Here is a 16,497-nt window from a genome sequence, read left to right on the forward strand (position 1 = left end):
GTGGCCGGACGCATCCCTGATCGCGATATCGCGGCGATCCGTGAGCGCACCCGGATCGAGGACATCGTCGGCGACTACGTTCAGCTCAAGCGCGCGGGCGCCGACTCGCTCAAGGGGCTGTGCCCGTTCCATGACGAGAAGTCGCCGTCCTTTCATGTGCGGCCCAATCATGGCCAGTTCCACTGCTTTGGGTGTGGTGAGGGCGGTGACGCCTACACCTTCATCCAGAAGATCGAGCACATCAGCTTCGTGGAGGCCGTCGAGCGGCTGGCCGACCGCATCAGCTACACCATCAACTACGAGGGTGGCGGCACTGCCGCGCAGCGCGACCGGGGGACCAGGGCGCGGCTCGTCGCCGCCAACGCGGCCGCGCAGGAGTTCTACGCCACCGCGCTGGATTCACCCGAGGCGGCGCCGGCGCGCCAGTACCTGACCGAGCGCAATTTCGATGGTGCGGCGGCCAAACAATACGGCTGCGGATACGCACCGTCCGGGTGGGACACCCTGACAAAGCATTTGATGCGCAAGGGATTCGAATTCAAAGAGCTCGAAGCTGCGGGGCTGTCCAAGGAAGGGCGCCGCGGTCCGATCGACCGGTTCCACCGGCGGCTGCTGTGGCCGATCCGCGCCAGCAGCGGTGAGGTGATCGGCTTCGGGGCGCGCAAGATCTTCGACGACGACACCATGCCGGGTAAGTACGTCAACACCCCGGAAACCATGCTGTACAAGAAGTCTTCGGTGCTGTTCGGGCTGGACATGGCCAGACGGGATATCGCCAAGGGCCACCAGGCTGTTGTGGTCGAGGGCTACACCGACGTGATGGCGATGCACCTGGCCGGGGTGACCACGGCGGTGGCGTCCTGCGGCACCGCCTTCGGTGATGAGCACCTCTCGATGCTGCGGCGTCTGATGATGGACGACTCGTACTTCCGAGGCGAGCTCATCTACGTTTTCGACGGGGACGCCGCCGGACAGGCGGCTGCGCTGAAAGCCTTTGAGGGAGAGCAGAACCTGGCTGGCCAGTCGTTCGTGGCGGTGGCTCCGGACGGCATGGACCCCTGCGATCTGCGACTCAAGTCGGGCGAGGGGGCGTTGCGGGACCTGGTGGCGCGCCGCACCCCGCTGTTCGCGTTCGCGATCCGGTCGGCGCTGGCGGAGTCGGATCTGGAGATCGCCGAGGGGCGCGTGGACGCGCTACGCCGCTGTGTGCCGATGGTGGCCAGGATCAAGGACCCGACGCTGCGTGACGAGTACGCCCGGCAGCTGGCCGGCTGGGTGGGATGGGACGACGTGGCCCAGGTCCTCGCGCGGGTGCGTGAGGAGGCCGGTAAGGCGGCGAAGGGCGGATCGGTGTCACCCGACCGTCGTGCCCGCGGCGCCGAGCCCGCTGCGGCGCCCAAGGTCGCCATGCCCGATCCCAAGGACCCCACGCTGTGGCCGCAGCGCGAGGCGCTCAAGGCGGCGCTGCAGTTCCCGGCCTTCGCCGGACCGGTGTTCGACTCGCTGACCACCGACAGCTTCACTCACCCCGGATATGTGGCGGTGCGCACCGCGATCGAGGCGGCCGGTGGTGCGGCTGCGGGGATCGTCGGCGCGGAGTGGATCGACAAGGTGCGCCAGAGCGCGTCGTCGCAGAACCAGGTGATGCTGATCAATGCGTTGACCGCCGAGGCCATCCAGGTGGATAGCGACGAGCGGCTGCCGCGATACATCGGATCGGTACTGGCCAAGCTGCAAGAGGTGTGGGTGGGGCGGCAGGTGGCCGAGGTGAAGTCGAAGCTGCAGCGGATGTCACCGGTGGAGCACGCCGACGAGTATCACGCGTTGTTCGGTGACCTGGTGGCGCTGGAAGCGTATCGACGCAGCCTGCTCGAGCAGGTCAGCGGCGACGACCTCTCGGTGTAGGGGCAGCGCTCCTACTTGTTGTCGAGCTGAGGCTCGGGCTCCAAGATCATGGTCGTCTCATCGATCGGCGTGAGTTCGACCATGTGGGGGTCAGGGGACAGCGAGTTGGCCAGGCGCCGACGGCTGATCTCGATCAGCTTCTTGGTCGCGGGGCTGCCGGTGACGGCCTGATACCCATTGACGATCTGCTCGTATCGGCGACGGCCAGCCTTCGCACCCAGCACGTAGCCAGCGGCCAGCACCAACAAAACCCGAATCACGAACCCTCCACCAACTAACGAAGTTCTCCCTATCCTGCCTGACGCAGCTGTGAACGGCTGCGTCAGGCAGGTCACATCTGCCCGCTTCTATGCGACAACCGTGATGTTCACCGTCTTTGTCGCTTGTAGGCGAGCGATGCGGCGGGCATACGGTTTGGCTTTCACCCCTACCCGTAGGCTAAAGTCATGCCTCGGTTCGCGGTACAAACCGACGCGATCCGGTAGTCCCCTGTAGCTCAATTGGCAGAGCTTCCGACTGTTAATCGGACGGTTCTTGGTTCGAGTCCAAGCGGGGGAGCGCAACAGGAACCACGTCTTGAACTCCGTCTCCTCCTGGAGACGGAGTTTTGCGTTCACCGGCTAGTAGCAGCGTGAGCCGCCGACGGAGTATCCAGGGCTGGGCCGATGTGTACAGCGCGACTGCGGCGAGTAGCGAGACATACCCGAACCAATCTGCGGAGGGACGTTCGCTAGGGAGCGCATATCGCACGAAACCCGTGATCGCGGCCAATCCGGCGACAGACAGCCACACTGTAAGCGGGCTCAGCGCTCTCCGTTGGTGTATCTGTATGAACCGTATTGCAGACGAACGCACATACGGATCAGTGGGCGCCGCGCCGAAGTAGGACGCGCGCAGCGCCTCGCCGTACGAGCTGGGCGATACTCCCCACAGTGCCCATTGATGTTCGATGAGACGTTCACTTTGGACGCGGCTCAGAAGTAGGCCGGCCGGGTACGCGATGAGAGCGATTAGTGCGATCTGGAGCGCATAGGTATATCTGTCGTTCTCCCAGGTCGCCACGTCGATGGCCGCGAACAGGACGGTCATCGAGAGGAACTGTTGCAGGGCATGACCGACTGCTTGCCGCCGACGGGAGCCGATGAACCCCTTTGCCCACCACTGCCAGAATGATCTTGCTGAACCCCCATAGTGCATGTTCACAACGATATGCCACGTTGCTAGGTGGCTTCATCTGATACGGATCGGGCGACTCTCACTTGCGGTGACGCCCGCTACACGGCCATGTGATTTGCTACCGCCAGCAAACGAAGAATGGCAGCTTCTCGGAATATCCGCTCGTATGACGAGCTTGGCCTTGAGGGGTCGTTGGTTACGTCTATGACGGTATTTGGTGTGCGACGGCTCCGCGCATCTCGGTGACCGGTTGTGGTGTCTTACCTGCCTGCAGTTCGCTGGTCTGTTCGTCGGTCAACGGGGTGTTTCCATAGACAGGAATGATGCTGTAGACGCGTTCGTTCTCACGATAGGTTGCAGCAAACAAATAGGTTCCGCCCACCTTCAGCGGTGTGTCGTCCTTGATGATGTAAGTAGTGTTCTTTTTCTCGTCACGGCCGCCTTCCTGTTCGACAGTCACAGTGTTTGCGGGTGTACCTTTCAACGCCTGCAGCACGTTGACCTTGAACTGAGTATTGGCCTGTCCGTACCGGATGATGACACCGGACTGTTCGGATACGGTGCCAGCGAACACGGCTTCGGCCAGCCCGGCAAGGCGCCGTAAGTCCCGGACGTCGGTGGCGTAGTGGGGCACTACTTCGCGGATTGAGGGAAAATCAGCGGCCGGGGCAGAGGCGACCGACGAGGTCGTTATCGGCTCCACCTGGGTCGTTTTCGCTGGAGTGCCCCCTGTTGTTGAGTCGTTACCGCACGACGCAAGAACAACCGCGCATATGCTGCCGAGAAGCATGCTTCGGATAGCCTGTCGATGCCATGAAAATAGCGGATGATCTATTGAGCGGCTGGCACGTATGAGCAGATTCTCCACCCAGGGCTCTCTTTCTGCATATTGAGTTCGTAGTTTCGAGTTACATCATTCACACCCGATAGCTGACTGGTATATTTCACAGTTATTTGAACATGAGCAATGTCACCCTGGATGTAAGGAGCCGCTACCGCGGTTAACTGGGCTTTCACCCCGCCTATCAGCCCCGCGACATCTCGGCCAGTTCGCAATTCATCATCGGAGCGCGACAGATCGGAAGCCATCTTTCCGCAGCTCAAAGCTCGGGCGGCTGGGTAATCTTCCCGGTCCACAGCGGAATTGAAAGCACGAACCACTCCTTCAATATTCTCGCCTTCGGCTTGCTCGCAACTGCTCAATATCAAAGCCGTAGACAGTACTGCGACAACATGGAACGCGGCATGGCGGTTCCTAATTAGGTTGAGACGTGTTCTCTTCGCTGGCTTCGACATGACTTTAGTCATCTAGATCCAAAAGTTCGACGGGTTGAACCATATTTAAAGCCTCTGAAAGTCTTCAATATAAATATCCGGATATAGACGAACAGTTACCCTCCCCTTGCCGAACTCACCCTCAAAGTCTATCGCTATGTAGGCTTCTCCGTCTTTGGACCAAACCGTGATTAAGCGTGCCTGGTCTCTTGATGACGACAGAATCAACCGGTTCTCAAAATATGCCTTCCAGCACACGAAACCAGTTTCGTCATACGTCAAAACTAGATCTTCTTTACCTACTGAATGACTTATCGACCTTTTCCACAAGTCATTTTCGAGAGAAATGACGGGGGAGGTGCCTAAATTATCGGCCATCTCACTGTCTGATGGATACTCAAGCATCTTGATTATCCCTTCGCTCATTTTCCAAACGGAATCACACTGGTTAAGCGCAAGCCGTCACTTGTGACTTCCCAGAATGACTGTAGTTTCAATATACCATTGGGGCCCGCCAATAAGGACTCTTTGGTAAGTGTGGTGACGCCGTTCCTAACTTCTTCCTTGACGATGTTGTCTGTCGATTTGGCTGCCGCCTCTAAGCTCTGACGTACAAGTTCTCTACCGGCGGTATTGTCAAATACGCCGATCGCGTTAAGTTGCTTGTACATCGATATCGATCTCGCCATGTTTTCTGGAGATGAGGTAACTTTTCCGAATATATAATCCAGCTTTCCTGGAGCTATGATCGATTTAACAAGTTCAATCGCATTTTTTGCCTCACGGACTGCCGTTCCAATGCGTTTGAGAAGTTTGGCGACCACACCAACGCCACCTAGGGTCACGATAAGCTCGAAGGCCGATACGCCTATTCTTTGGACGGCCTTCTCGTACTGCCCTGAGGCCCAGTAATCCCAGCCCAGGTACTGCTGACGTTGATCACGTCCCAGATTCAGCCAGGCATCTGCAACGCCAGGACTGCCGTCCGGCCCAAGGCCAACCAACGGCCCTAGCGCTTGCCGTAATGCAGAACGAGAAACACCGTCGTCGGTGTTGCCGGTAGCTTTGGCTAGGGTTTGAACAGCATCCCAAATACCTTTGATGTCCTCCCAAAGCATCTTCGCTTCGCCGGAATAGAAATCCCTGACAGAGCGGGCTGTATCTGCGCCTACACAACTACCATCAGGCCAACTTCCGAATGGGCACCAGAATTCCTGGAGAGCTTGCTGCAGCTTCTGTTGGGCACATTGCTGGTTCGCTCCTTGAGAGCTGACTTGTTGTAGGAGTTGGGCATCGAGGGCCTGAGGTCCGTCTGGCAGCGGACCGGATGGAGCCATTAGTTGTCCAGGTACGCTGTCGGACAGGCCGAGATCATGCCCGAGTTCGTGGCCGAGTACAGATTCCAAACCACCAGGGCCAGCGTTGTTTATGCGGGCCAGGTTGATCAGGATTTTGGCAGGGGAGTCTCCGTCAGCGCTTGTGTGGCGGCCGCCCCAAGCCTCCTTAGGGTCATTGATTACCTCAATGTTGAGTGTGGTTTGCGAGTCGGAGTCGTCAGATGACTCTTGATCCGAGCCGTTGTCGTCGCGCGACTTGTCCGAGGAGCTTGCCGGGGTAATCTGTATACCGCCGAGGTCATTCCACTTCTTGGCTGCGTTGGCGACTTGCTGGGCGATCTCGGCAGGCGCGGTGTAGGTGATTTTCCCGTCAACCGCAGATGACAGGCCCGAGATGTATTGACAGTCCCGTTGTTGTTCTTGCTTGTCTTCCTGATTTGGGCTTGATGTTTGCGTCGGCGATTGCGATGGTTGCTGACTGTTTGTGGGAGTTTGTGTCTGCTGCGTCGGTTGCTGCTGGCTTGGCTGCTGCCCTTGATCGTTCTGCTGAGGCGACTGTTGTTGGCCTTGTTGTGATTGTTGTGGCGAGTTTTGTTGAGGCCCTAGATTGTCGGGATTAGGTCGACCGGGTCCTTGGGTATATCCAGGTGAAGTCGAGTAGTCAGGGATCTGGGTGCCATGCTGCGGCTGCTGGCCCTGTTGAAGTTGTTGTCCAGCCTGTTGTTCGGATTGTTGAGGTGCACCCTGGACACCGCTGTTGTAGATCGAAATCCCATTGTTTTGATCAAGCGCCGGTTGATTGATGCCGCCCTGATAGTCCGGCATTGAGCTGGGGGGTGACGGCGGCTGGAACTGACTACCGTTCATGCCCCCGTCGCCACCTGGGCCTGTAGGGCCGGTCGGGTCGGCAGCGGCAGTCTGCACGGTCGAAAATCCGGTGCCGGGTACGGTGCTATCGCCAGCGACCTTTCCGCCGGCAATGGTGAGTGCCACAATAGCGGCCAGGGCCGATGCTTTACGCAAACCAGCAGGCATGCGCCAGTGATCGCTCATGGCCATATGCTGAAGACCCCCCATGCATCTTGCTCTACGCGCGCCGTACGCGAACTACTTCCGAGATCATTACAGATCGAACCGGATTATGTCTAGAGATGTGAAGATGGTTGTATGTTTGCTGTTCCGGTTCGTTCACTGGATGGGAATGGTGAACTTACTGGTAACCGTTGGCTATCTGGCAATACGGGTGGTCGCGGTGTCCTGGCGGATGCGAGCTGGGTCGCGTTCTGTCTCGCAGCTATGGTTATCGGCATGTCTGGTGCGCTGGTTGTCGGGACTCGGCTGATCGCGAGCGACGTGCTCACCGCGGTCGTTTTGCCGGTGACGTAGCGCGGCGACTGGCCGTTTGCCGCGCGATCAGATGACTTGAGCGCGTCGGGATCCGGTAAGCGATCGTCTCGGTAGCATTCGCCGCAGGCCCATCAAGCTCGAGAACGTCGGTATCCCCGGGCGCGACCTTGAAATTTTCACTGATCTCGTTCTCACGGTCATCGGCCGCGGCACGGTCAGCGGTGAGCGGGCCGAGACTGCGGTGGGCCTTGATAGCAACCACGCGAACATCTAGATGCTCCAGACGCAGGACGGTCATGGCCGCCTCGAACTTTCGAGTACGTCCATCCCGAAGCAATTGAATCGAATCCCGCTTGTCCCAACGAGATCGGCATGCACCTGTCGCATTCCACCGACGGTGTGAGCAGCGGACCCGAAGCTAACGCCGGTGAAGCCTCGTTAATGGTGCACAGGAGCATGCCGCTCGATGCGCTACATGACGAAGCCGCCCACCATCGGGTACTCGCCCAACAACAAGGAATCACCTATGACGGCTGGAGTGACGACGATGTTGGATGCGGCGGGGTCGTACCTGTGCGCGCTTCTGTCATCGGCTAATTTCTTGGAGAATCCGGTGACCAGGCTGCGTCGTAAATCGATCGAACGTGAGGTGGGCTATGAGGAACACCGCCGGTGTGTTCGCCCTCTGGACGGTCGGCACGCTCGTCTCGTGCTCGAGCGCCCCAGCGCTCCCGCCGATGGATACCGAAATCAGCGATGGCCCGCTGGCTTGCAAGGTTCAGCAGGTGGTGCGCTTCGGCAACATGGTGCCGATGCTTACCTCGCGTGGGTCCCTGCCGCGACCGACCGGATATTGGGCGGCGTTCTCAATTCTGGTCACGAACAACGGAATTGAGAAGTCGACGGCATTCACCGTCGCCGCCCAGTCGCTGGACACCTCGCAGGGGACAGTGGTGCCCCTGCCGAAGATCGACCAGTTCTTGGGCAATCCTGAGGACGTTCTCGCCGGGGACCAAGAGACGTACACCGTTGCCTTCGAGGTGCTTCCGGGAGCGATCATGCAGTCCCTGACTCTGCATTGCGGTGCAAAGTCGATCACCGTCGGCATAGGCCAGCCGGTTGACCCGGGTGCTGCGGAGACCGACTAAATCCAGGGTTGGCGATCGTTGAACCAGGCGAGGTAGTCGGGATGCTCATTGAGGAAGGGCTGAATCTCGCCGCGGCGGAGCTCCCATGGGAACTCGTGAACGCGCGCGAACTCGGCGGCTAGGTCGGGATGAGCGTCGAGGTAGTTCTGAACATCGGGCGGGTACGGGCCGTTGTCATTGGTCGGGCACCGGTACGGGCAGGTGTTGGTCCACGTGGGATACCAGTAATTCCAATAGCCACTGTTGGACCAGTCATAGGGATATGTACTGTCCCAGGCCAAGTCTCGCCACCAGCGCCAGGGGTAGCGCCACTGATGGCGAGCATAGAGATCTGAATCGTCGTGCCCGGGTTTGGTGGCCTCCTTGCGTCCGGGCTCATTGCCGGCAGACGGCGCGGGTTTGGGCGACGTGCCCGAGGTAGTCGGTGCGGCCGATGTCGCAGTTTCCGGTCGGTCGGTGGCGGCTGTGGTCGACGGAGTCGTCGCTCCCGGTGCGTGTGTTGCTGATGAAGGTGCGGACGGCGACATTGATTGACTCGGTACCGCGGTGGCAGTCGGTGGTGCGTCGGTGCCTCCCGTCGAGACTGATGGTGTCGGAGTGGCGGATCCAAGATTTGGCGTCACAGCGCTTGTGGGCACGGGCGCGGTCGCAGAGGGTTCAAGACTTGCCGGAGCCGGAGCCGTAGGCGCCGATCCTCCCGGCGTCGACACGACAGGCCTTGGGGCAGAGGCAGGTTCAGGCATCGATACCGCTGGGGCGGGTGCAGCGGCGGGCGCTGGCGCGGCGGCGGGTTCGGGCATCGATACCGCTGGGGCCGGTGCGGCAGCTGGCTCGGGCGCGGATATCACCGGCGCGGGCGCGGGAGCGGGTGGGTCAGGCGGTGCTGCCCAACCGATTCCGGGGAACCCGACCATCGAGACCGAAACCGCCACCAGTGTCGACATCAACTGGTAGCGCCAACTAGCCCGAGAACAGTACATCGACATGGACACCCTTATCGTTTCGGCAGAAAAGGCCGGACCGGTTTATGTTGAATTCGATACTGATGGAGGTACTGGGCGCTATAAGAGTGCCGCTACAGTGTGCTTCACATGCAATTTTGTGCATGTCTGCCTAACTGTTTCGAACAGTATCAAATGTGGCATTGGGCCTAGCTGTGACAAACCCAAGATCATTCTGAACATCTCCTGAATATGTGCAGCGTGGCAATTATGATTATGTACAGCCTGTCTTATTGGAAACCTGACAGCGTCTTGACACCGTGAGTCCTTTTGTCAATGGGGCCCAGCTCGTGGTCGACGGCGAAATGACAATCGGACAAACGACACCCTCAGATGTTTTCCCCAACAGTAGATCTCTGCCTCGATCCAGCGTTCGGCCGTCAGGGGAAATGCGCGTTCGCTCATTAGAACGTCCTCGTCATAAGCCGCAACGCCAAGCTCTGTTACGGACACCATGGTTGTCGGCACCGGTGGCGACGAGTGCAGATACGTAGTTGGCGTACCGGGGTTTCGCCAGCCGCTTCACGAGCCCCAGCAGGCTACGGAAGCTGCTGATCGTCGTGGGGGGCAGTGGTCATCTGCAGGATGGAACCCTCGTGTGTGGGAAGAGTCATCGACATGGCGCAAGTAGTTGATGCGGGTCCCGGGATCTCCATGATCAGGCGGTGTTTATCACGGGACTCGTGTCCTTCTTCGGAGGAGTCCGGAACAGGACTGATCGGATCGTCATCCTGGAGCTGCGCCGGGCGATATCGCATGGCGTTGACGGCACTGAGGGTGCGCCCCAAGCGGGCGGCAACTTTACGTGCCGGTATCGACCGATCGCGGGCCAGTGCGATGTCCTCGGAGGCCCATGACCGGACGTTTGAACGTTGCGATGTACGTAGACGCCAGCGGCTGGTCCAGCTTTCGTCGGCGGCGTCGTTGATTGGCTCCCAGTAACGAAGCTGAGCTTCAGCTATTTCCTGCGCGCGTTGTGTCTCGTCGGTGAAGCACTTAACGCACCGACAACCAGATTGAAATCCCGCTACACCATGTTTCATGGGCATCCCATCGAGTTGTTCGCCTCACCGTTAACCAGCCGCTTGGGGCTTGGCGGTTCCGGTTTGAACGTTGATTATTGGTCTATGTGTCTTTTCTGGTTCTGTGTTTATCCAGTTAAGACGGCGCAGGCAGCCGATAGGCATGCCGTGTGACACCCATTTCAGGTTCGCAAGGCATTGTCGTCCAATACCAACCACCCGCTGGATTCATAGTCTGTAGACAATCGTGCGAGGTAAATCCGTTGGTCGGCGGAGGGGGATTGATCTACATCACATTCGGTTCGCAAATACGCTCGGTTCTGTTGCGGGGTGTGCCGGTTTTTGACGCAATACTGGTGAGGTGAAGTCGGTTGACCTGAGTCCGCGGGTGCTGCAGCAGTTCTGTGTTCTTGCCCAGGAGAAGCATTTTGGGCGAGCGGCCGATCGTCTTTACATCAGCCAGCCTTCGCTGAGCCAGGCGATCAGCAGGCTGGAGCAGTCTCTGGGTGTGACGTTATTGGTCAGAACCTCGCGGGCCGTCGAGCTCACGCCCGCGGGTCAGGCATTCGCCGCCGAAGTTGAGGGAATTCTCCAGGCGCAGCAGGCGGCCGTGATGCGTGCGCGTCGTATCGCACAGGGCGAGGAGAGTCGGCTCAGACTGGGGGCGACGGATTCCCTTGCTTACACGTTCGTTCCCGCGCTGCTGCGTCGATGTCAGCAGGATCTGCCGCACTTGCAGATAGTGCTGCAAGACCACAGATACGACGAACTGATCGAACGCACGAAGTCCGGGCATGTTGACGTGGCGATAATGTATGGCCCGCTAGGTGATTTGACGGGGTTGTCGGCGTCGATGGTGACAACCGAGCCCATCATGGTCGCGTTATCCGCCGACCACCGGCTGGCGCGAGAACCGCACGTGGCCATCGGAGATCTTGCGGGCGAGGGCTTCGCGTTGCCGTGGACGGCACATACATCCCTCGTTAGCGAGCTCGTATCCATGTGCGAATCTGCCGGTTTCACCCCCCGGCAGGCCGCGAGCGCGAACACCACGATTGGGCTGATCGCGCACGTCGCTTCCGGATCATGCATAGCATTCGTGCCGTCCCGAATGCGCTTCATCATTGCCCCGCCAGAGGTCGTGCTGAAGCCGTTGGTGGCCAACAGAATACCTTCAGAAGCGCTGGAACCCCCGCGCTCCATCCAGACGCAGATACTGGCACTCACCCGTGCGGGATCACACGACCCCGCCATCGATACGATTCTGAAGCTCCTGCAGGATCCGGCAGTGCACCGACTACCCGAAATGTCTTGAGAGTCCGGCGCTTGGACTTGGATGCCAATCCCATGCGGCATGAGAATCCATCAGCTAGTGCCCAGGCGCGGCGTATTCTGGAGCCATGAAGCGACCACATAATGTGGCGCGAGTTCTCTGCTCGACACTCGCTGTCGGAGCTCTGGCTTTAGCGCCAATGATCTTGCCCAGCCCCGCAGCGGGCACCGCACACGCGACCGTGTGTGCCTCCGCCGGAAACACTTCCAAATGCGAGGGTGCGCCCAGCTCGGCCTGGTACGGCTACGGGTACTACCCGCCGGGTGCGTACTGGGGAATGCCCGGGTACCCGCCCCTTGCCGCAGGGGCGGGCATCCCGGTTCGGCCTATCCCTTAACGGCGTTGACGGCCTTCACGAAGACATCCGATAGCTCGTTGCGGTCGACATCGCCCATGCCCGACACCGACACAGCGTGGTGGTCGTCGAGCTGAGCGGAGTAGGCGATCTGCACCATCTCCTTCTCCATGCCGGGCGCGCTGATCTTGATGTTGGTGGACGTTCCGGTCGTCTTCACGCCGTCGATGGCGGGTGCGTCGATCTTCTCGCCGGTGCCCTCTGCCATGCCGGCGATCGACAGCGAGAACTTGTCGCATGCCCCGTTGGTGGTGTCGGCGGGGATCGGGCTGACCGTCTCCATCGCCGCGGCGATGATCATCGTCTTGGACATCGGGTCGCCGTTGCCCTTGGCGCCGGTGACACCCTGCATGGACGTCCCGGTCACCTGTGGGAAGGCGCCCAGCATCTTGTCGGCGCACTCCTGCGGGGTGAAGGTGGCCTTGTCGAAGATCCCCTTCATCTGATCGAGCATCGCCTGGGTCACCGTGGTCTTGGGCTGGACCTCGACGGTGTATCCGGCAGGGAACTGGTCCTTGATGGCGTCGATCTTGGCGATATCGAAGCTGCTCGCGGCTGCCGTGGAGGTGGTGGCGCTGCTGCTGGCCGAAGAGCCCGCGGACTCGTCCTTCTTGTCATTGCTCGAACAGCCCAGCATCAGCCCGCCGGCCAAGACCACGGTGCCGAAAACGGTCAGTGAACGATTCATGTCGGTAATTCCCCTCTGAGCAGTGCGTTTTCAGGAACCTGGAAGTAGATTCGTACATCGTGGCACTCGACGGCTCTGCGGAATCTGCCGAACTACCGCATGAATTTGACCACACGCACCCAGACGTGTCCGGGGGATGGTTGCGTGCGGCCACCTTCGGAGCGATGGATGGCCTGGTCACCAATACCGCGCTGGTGGCCGGTGTGGGTGCTAGTGGGCTGGACACGCACGCGATCGTGTTGACCGGGGCGGCGAGCCTGGTGGCGGGTGCGTTCTCGATGGCGCTGGGTGAGTTCACGTCGGTGTCGACGTCCAACTCGCAGATCGAGCACGAGGCGAGCGTGGAACGCCGCGCCATCCAGCTGCACCCCGACGCCGAGAAGAAGGAGCTCATCGCCATGCTCGGCGATATCGGGCTCTCGCCGCAGACCGCGGCCACGGCCGCCGACGAGATCCACCAGGACGAGAACACCGCGGTGACGATTCACCTCACCCGGGAACTCGGCATCAATCCCAACGACACTCCGTCGCCGTGGGTGGCCGCCATCTCCTCGTTCCTGACGTTCTCGGTGGGTGCGGTGGTGCCGCTGATCCCATTCCTGTTGGGATTCGCGTCACTACTGGCGGGCCTGGCCTGCGGGGGAGCGGGCCTGCTCGTCGCCGGATGGGTTGCCGGACGCTTCACGGCGCGGGCCCCCTGGTTGAGCGCCTTGCGGCAGTTGGCCTTTGGTGCCATCGCTATCGGTGCCACGTACGTGATAGGGCATCTGATCGGCGTCGCAGTGAACTAGCTTCGCGACGCGCGAAGCTGAGAATGTGCTGAGAGTGGGCAAACCGGCTGGCAGAATTGTGAAGTGAATTTCACCAGGGTGCCGCTGAAACCCGATGAGTTGGCGCAGGCGGCCGTCATGGCCGCGCTCACCGCCGCCATGGTCATCGTCGGGGTTGCCCTGCCGATCCTGGGCGCCGTCCAGCTACTTGGCGCCGTACCCATGGGGCTGCTCGGATATCGCTACCGCGTGCGGGTGCTGCTGGCCGCCGCCGTGGCCGGCGGCGTCATCGCCTTCCTGCTCGCCGGGCTCGGCGGTTTGATTGCCATGGGCAACTGCGTCTACATCGGTGGACTCACCGGCGTAGTGCGCCGACGCGGACACGGCATGCCCCTGTTGACGGTGCTCGGGGTTATCTGCAGCGCGATCATCGCTGGTCTGGCAGTCGGTGCGCTGGCCCTGCTGAACCGGATGCGCACTCTGCTCTTCGATGCCCTGCGCGCCTCGCTGGAGGGCCTGTTCAAGATGATCGGCCACATCCCGCACCTGGAGCCCGTGGGTGTGAATGCGACGAATGCCATCGACTTCGCGATGCGCAACTGGGTGTGGTTCATCGGTGGCATCGTTTTCGTGTTCGTCCTGTTTAACGCGTTGTTCGGCTGGTGGGTGCTCTCTCGCGTGATCAAGCGCCTGGCCGTGATTCCTGATGTGCACCAGCTCGATCCACCGACGCTGGCCGGTGCTGTGGGTCCGGTGCCCGCGCGCTTACGCGATGTGCGATTCCGTTATCCGCGTGGTGAATCCGATGCCTTGGCGCCACTTTCGATGAGCATCGAAGTCGGCGAGCATGTCGCGATCACCGGACCCAACGGTTCGGGCAAGAGCACCTTGATGCGCATCCTGGCCGGGCGTGAACCGACGTCAGGGGAGATCGAGCGGCCGGGCTCGGTGGGGCTCGGCGCCATCGGCGGCACCGCAATCGTCATGCAGCACCCCGAAAGTCAGGTGCTGGGCACCAAGGTCGCCGACGACGTGGTGTGGGGTCTGCCCGCCGATCACGACGTCGACATCGAGGGCCTGCTGCGCGAAGTCGGTCTGGAGGGGATGGCCGAGCACAGCACCTCCTCGCTGTCGGGCGGGGAGCTGCAACGGCTGGCGGTGGCCTCGGCGCTGGCGCGCGACCCCGCACTGCTGGTGGCCGACGAGATCACCAGCATGGTCGACCCGAAGGGGCGCGAGGATCTGCTGGGGGTGCTGTCCCGCCTCACCGATCAGCACCAGATGTCACTGGTGCACATCACCCATTTCCAGTCCGAGGCCGCCGCCGCGGATCGCGAGATCGCGCTGCGTGCGGTCAACGGCAAGACGGCGACCACGGCGATTCAGACGGTGCCGGTGCCCACCACCACGGCCGCGCGGCCCGATACCGAGTCGCCCGTTGTTCTCGAGTTCGATTCCGTCGCACATCAGTACGCCAGCGGAACACCCTGGGCGAAAACCGCATTGCACGACGTGTCGCTGGCGGTGCACGAGGGCGACGGTGTGCTCATCCATGGCGGCAATGGTTCGGGCAAGTCGACGCTGGCCTGGATCGCGGCCGGCCTCACCAAACCAACCTCGGGGCAGTGTCTGCTGGATGGTAAGCCGGTCTCCGATCAGGTCGGGTCGGTGGCCATCAGCTTTCAGGCCGCCCGGTTGCAGCTGTTGCGCAGCCGCGTCGACTACGAAATAGCTTCGGCGGCAGGATTTTCCGTCCGCAATACCGACCGCATCGTGGCTGCGCTGGCCAGCGTCGGGCTCGAAGCAGACCTGATCAAGCGTCCCATCGATCAGCTCAGCGGCGGCCAGATGCGCCGGGTGGTGCTGGCCGGGCTGCTGGCGCGTTCCCCGCGCGCCCTGATTCTCGACGAGCCACTCGCGGGTCTGGATGCCGAGTCGCAGGCGGGTCTGCTGCGGCTGCTGGTTCAGGTACGCGAGCGCGAACGGCTCACCATCGTGGTCATCTCGCACGACTTCGATGGCATGCAGGAACTGTGTCCGCGCACGGTGCATCTGCAGTCCGGGGTGCTGCTGCCCGAATCGGTCGGGTCGGGGAGTCGCTCATGACGACGACACGTGCACCGCGCCGCCCGGTGGTTCTGCTGCGCCCGGTCCCCGGTACCTCCCCGATCCATAGGTTGTGGGCCGGGACCAAACTTATTGCGGTATTCCTCATCTCGGTGCTACTGACGTTGTTCCCGACCTGGACGGCGATCGGGGCGGTGGCGGCTCTGGTGATCATTACCGCGTGGCTGGCGCACATCCCGCGCGGTGCGGTGCCCACCATCCCGATCTGGATGTTGGCGCTGGTGATCGGTGGCAGCCTCACCGTGTTCTTCAGCGGCGGGCCGCCGTTCTGGCATATCGGCGGACTCACCATTGGATTCCACGGTGTGCTCGCGGTGGCGCGCACGACCGCCGTGGCGATTGTGCTGCTCGGCACGGGAGCCATGGTGTCGTGGACCACCAATGTCTCCGAGATCGCGCCCGCGGTGGCGCTATTGGGGCGCCCGCTGAAGGTCTTCGGCATTCCCGTCGACGAGCGTGCCGCCACGTTGGCGCTGGCGCTGCGCTCGTTCCCGATGCTGTCCGACGAGTTCCGGGTGCTCATCGCGGCCCGCAGGCTGCGTCCGCCACAGGTGCGTGAGGGCAGGCGCGGGCTGGGCTGGGTGGCCGAGGTGGTCGACATGCTGACCGCCGCCATCACCGTCGCGCTGCGGCGTGCCTCCGAAATGGGCGATGCCATCACCGCGCGCGGTGGCAGCGGGCAGATCGCGGCGCATCCACACCGGCCCGGCCGGTGGGATGCCGTGGCCCTGCTGGTACTCATCGCGGTCGGAACCGCCGTCGTGTTGTTCGAGGTGCTGTAGCGCGGGGTTTAGCGTTTGGCGGCGTTTGACGTCTTTGTTTATGTGGCCCTTGGTATTTCGATGGCAAGACGCGCCGTCGTCGGTGGGTCCCGCGTCGACGTCTGGTGCCCCAAGATGGCGTCAGAGGTCGGCCGGTACCAGATTCATGACCGTCGCCACCCGTTCCGTCCTGCCATGATCTTGAATTTGCTGCTTTCGCCATCTGGTTGATGTTCCATCCGCCGTGCTGGT

Annotated in this window: 13 protein-coding genes, 1 tRNA gene and 2 pseudogenes; 10 read left to right on the plus strand and 6 right to left on the minus strand. The window is 61.3% G+C overall.

The genetic code is table 11. The annotated features are described in order from the left end of the window. Positions 1 to 1,905 carry a DNA primase gene (gene dnaG / locus AOT83_RS18615; protein ID WP_057964099.1) on the plus strand — a complete coding sequence of 635 codons (1,905 nt, stop codon included), beginning with the start codon at positions 1 to 3 and terminating at the stop codon, positions 1,903 to 1,905. A gap of 11 nt (positions 1,906 to 1,916) precedes the next feature. On the opposite strand, the gene AOT83_RS18620 is transcribed toward dnaG, so the two are convergent. Further along, positions 1,917 to 2,165, minus strand: a complete 249-nt coding sequence (locus AOT83_RS18620) for a hypothetical protein (RefSeq protein WP_030095233.1) — start codon at positions 2,163 to 2,165, stop codon at positions 1,917 to 1,919. Between the two features lie 225 nt (positions 2,166 to 2,390). Between AOT83_RS18620 and AOT83_RS18625 the strand changes: the two genes are divergently transcribed. Next, positions 2,391 to 2,463: transfer RNA gene (locus AOT83_RS18625), tRNA-Asn, on the plus strand. 820 nt (positions 2,464 to 3,283) lie between these two features. Here the strand turns inward: AOT83_RS18625 and AOT83_RS27650 are convergent. Together AOT83_RS27650 and AOT83_RS26950 are read right to left on the minus strand one after the other, a co-directional pair. Next, positions 3,284 to 3,949, minus strand: a complete 666-nt coding sequence (locus tag AOT83_RS27650) for a hypothetical protein (RefSeq protein ID WP_131726945.1) — start codon at positions 3,947 to 3,949, stop codon at positions 3,284 to 3,286. 2,251 nt (positions 3,950 to 6,200) lie between these two features. Continuing rightward, positions 6,201 to 6,752 (minus strand): annotated as a pseudogene (locus AOT83_RS26950) (hypothetical protein); the annotation flags it as partial. A gap of 403 nt (positions 6,753 to 7,155) precedes the next feature. Here AOT83_RS26950 and AOT83_RS28225 point away from each other — a divergent pair. Both AOT83_RS28225 and AOT83_RS18655 read left to right on the plus strand, forming a co-directional pair. After that, positions 7,156 to 7,448, plus strand: a pseudogene (locus tag AOT83_RS28225) (VOC family protein); the annotation flags it as partial. Positions 7,449 to 7,696: 248 nt separating this feature from the next. Continuing rightward, positions 7,697 to 8,188, plus strand: a complete 492-nt coding sequence (locus AOT83_RS18655) for a hypothetical protein (protein WP_057964092.1) — start codon at positions 7,697 to 7,699, stop codon at positions 8,186 to 8,188. Here AOT83_RS18655 and AOT83_RS18660 read toward each other — a convergent pair. Beyond that, positions 8,185 to 8,715, minus strand: coding sequence for a hemophore-related protein (locus AOT83_RS18660; RefSeq protein ID WP_057979779.1), 531 nt, complete (start codon positions 8,713 to 8,715; stop codon positions 8,185 to 8,187). The two genes, AOT83_RS18655 and AOT83_RS18660, sit on opposite strands and share 4 nt — an antisense overlap. 70 nt (positions 8,716 to 8,785) lie before the next feature. Here AOT83_RS18660 and AOT83_RS18665 point away from each other — a divergent pair, with 70 nt between their 5' ends. Next, positions 8,786 to 9,142: a hypothetical protein gene (locus AOT83_RS18665; RefSeq protein ID WP_131727374.1), complete on the plus strand. Its 357-nt coding sequence runs from the start codon at positions 8,786 to 8,788 to the stop codon at positions 9,140 to 9,142. A gap of 586 nt (positions 9,143 to 9,728) precedes the next feature. Here the strand turns inward: AOT83_RS18665 and AOT83_RS18670 are convergent. Beyond that, positions 9,729 to 10,232 carry a hypothetical protein gene (locus AOT83_RS18670; protein ID WP_057979777.1) on the minus strand — a complete coding sequence of 168 codons (504 nt, stop codon included), beginning with the start codon at positions 10,230 to 10,232 and terminating at the stop codon, positions 9,729 to 9,731. Between the two features lie 340 nt (positions 10,233 to 10,572). Here AOT83_RS18670 and AOT83_RS18675 point away from each other — a divergent pair, with 340 nt between their 5' ends. Together AOT83_RS18675 and AOT83_RS27655 are read left to right on the plus strand one after the other, a co-directional pair. Next, positions 10,573 to 11,526: a LysR family transcriptional regulator gene (locus AOT83_RS18675; RefSeq protein ID WP_057964087.1), complete on the plus strand. Its 954-nt coding sequence runs from the start codon at positions 10,573 to 10,575 to the stop codon at positions 11,524 to 11,526. 85 nt (positions 11,527 to 11,611) lie between these two features. Continuing rightward, entirely contained in the window at positions 11,612 to 11,881 is a 270-nt protein-coding gene (locus AOT83_RS27655) for a hypothetical protein (RefSeq protein ID WP_123771724.1), read from the plus strand. Here the strand turns inward: AOT83_RS27655 and AOT83_RS18680 are convergent. Continuing rightward, a complete protein-coding gene (locus tag AOT83_RS18680) occupies positions 11,871 to 12,587 on the minus strand; it encodes a DUF5642 family protein (protein WP_030095242.1) in 717 nt (238 codons plus the stop codon). The genes AOT83_RS27655 and AOT83_RS18680 overlap by 11 nt on opposite strands. 59 nt (positions 12,588 to 12,646) lie before the next feature. Here AOT83_RS18680 and AOT83_RS18685 point away from each other — a divergent pair, with 59 nt between their 5' ends. The 3 genes from AOT83_RS18685 (at position 12,647) to AOT83_RS18695 (ending at position 16,266) form a co-directional block, all read left to right on the plus strand. Then, entirely contained in the window at positions 12,647 to 13,378 is a 732-nt protein-coding gene (locus AOT83_RS18685) for a VIT1/CCC1 transporter family protein (protein ID WP_057964086.1), read from the plus strand. Between the two features lie 84 nt (positions 13,379 to 13,462). Continuing rightward, positions 13,463 to 15,463 (plus strand): ATP-binding cassette domain-containing protein, encoded by a 2,001-nt coding sequence (locus AOT83_RS18690; protein ID WP_081343713.1) that lies wholly within the window; start codon positions 13,463 to 13,465, stop codon positions 15,461 to 15,463. After that, a complete protein-coding gene (locus AOT83_RS18695; protein ID WP_030095245.1) occupies positions 15,460 to 16,266 on the plus strand; it encodes an energy-coupling factor transporter transmembrane protein EcfT in 807 nt (268 codons plus the stop codon). Before AOT83_RS18690 ends, AOT83_RS18695 begins: the two co-directional genes overlap by 4 nt. Positions 16,267 to 16,497: the final 231 nt, after the last annotated feature.

The organism is Mycobacteroides sp. H001 (assembly GCF_001440005.1).
Classification (GTDB): Bacteria; Actinomycetota; Actinomycetes; order Mycobacteriales; family Mycobacteriaceae; genus Mycobacterium; species Mycobacterium gwanakae.

Bases quoted from the DNA above. Each gene is read 5' to 3' on its own strand.
- AOT83_RS18655 (WP_057964092.1), top strand. From the start codon at position 7,697: ATGAGGAACACCGCCGGTGTGTTCGCCCTCTGGACGGTCGGCACGCTC.
- AOT83_RS18660 (WP_057979779.1), bottom strand. From the start codon at position 8,715: ATGTCGCCGTCCGCACCTTCATCAGCAACACACGCACCGGGAGCGACG.
- AOT83_RS18670 (WP_057979777.1), bottom strand. From the start codon at position 10,232: ATGAAACATGGTGTAGCGGGATTTCAATCTGGTTGTCGGTGCGTTAAG.
- AOT83_RS27655 (WP_123771724.1), top strand. From the start codon at position 11,612: ATGAAGCGACCACATAATGTGGCGCGAGTTCTCTGCTCGACACTCGCT.
- AOT83_RS18680 (WP_030095242.1), bottom strand. From the start codon at position 12,587: ATGAATCGTTCACTGACCGTTTTCGGCACCGTGGTCTTGGCCGGCGGG.
- AOT83_RS18695 (WP_030095245.1), top strand. From the start codon at position 15,460: ATGACGACGACACGTGCACCGCGCCGCCCGGTGGTTCTGCTGCGCCCG.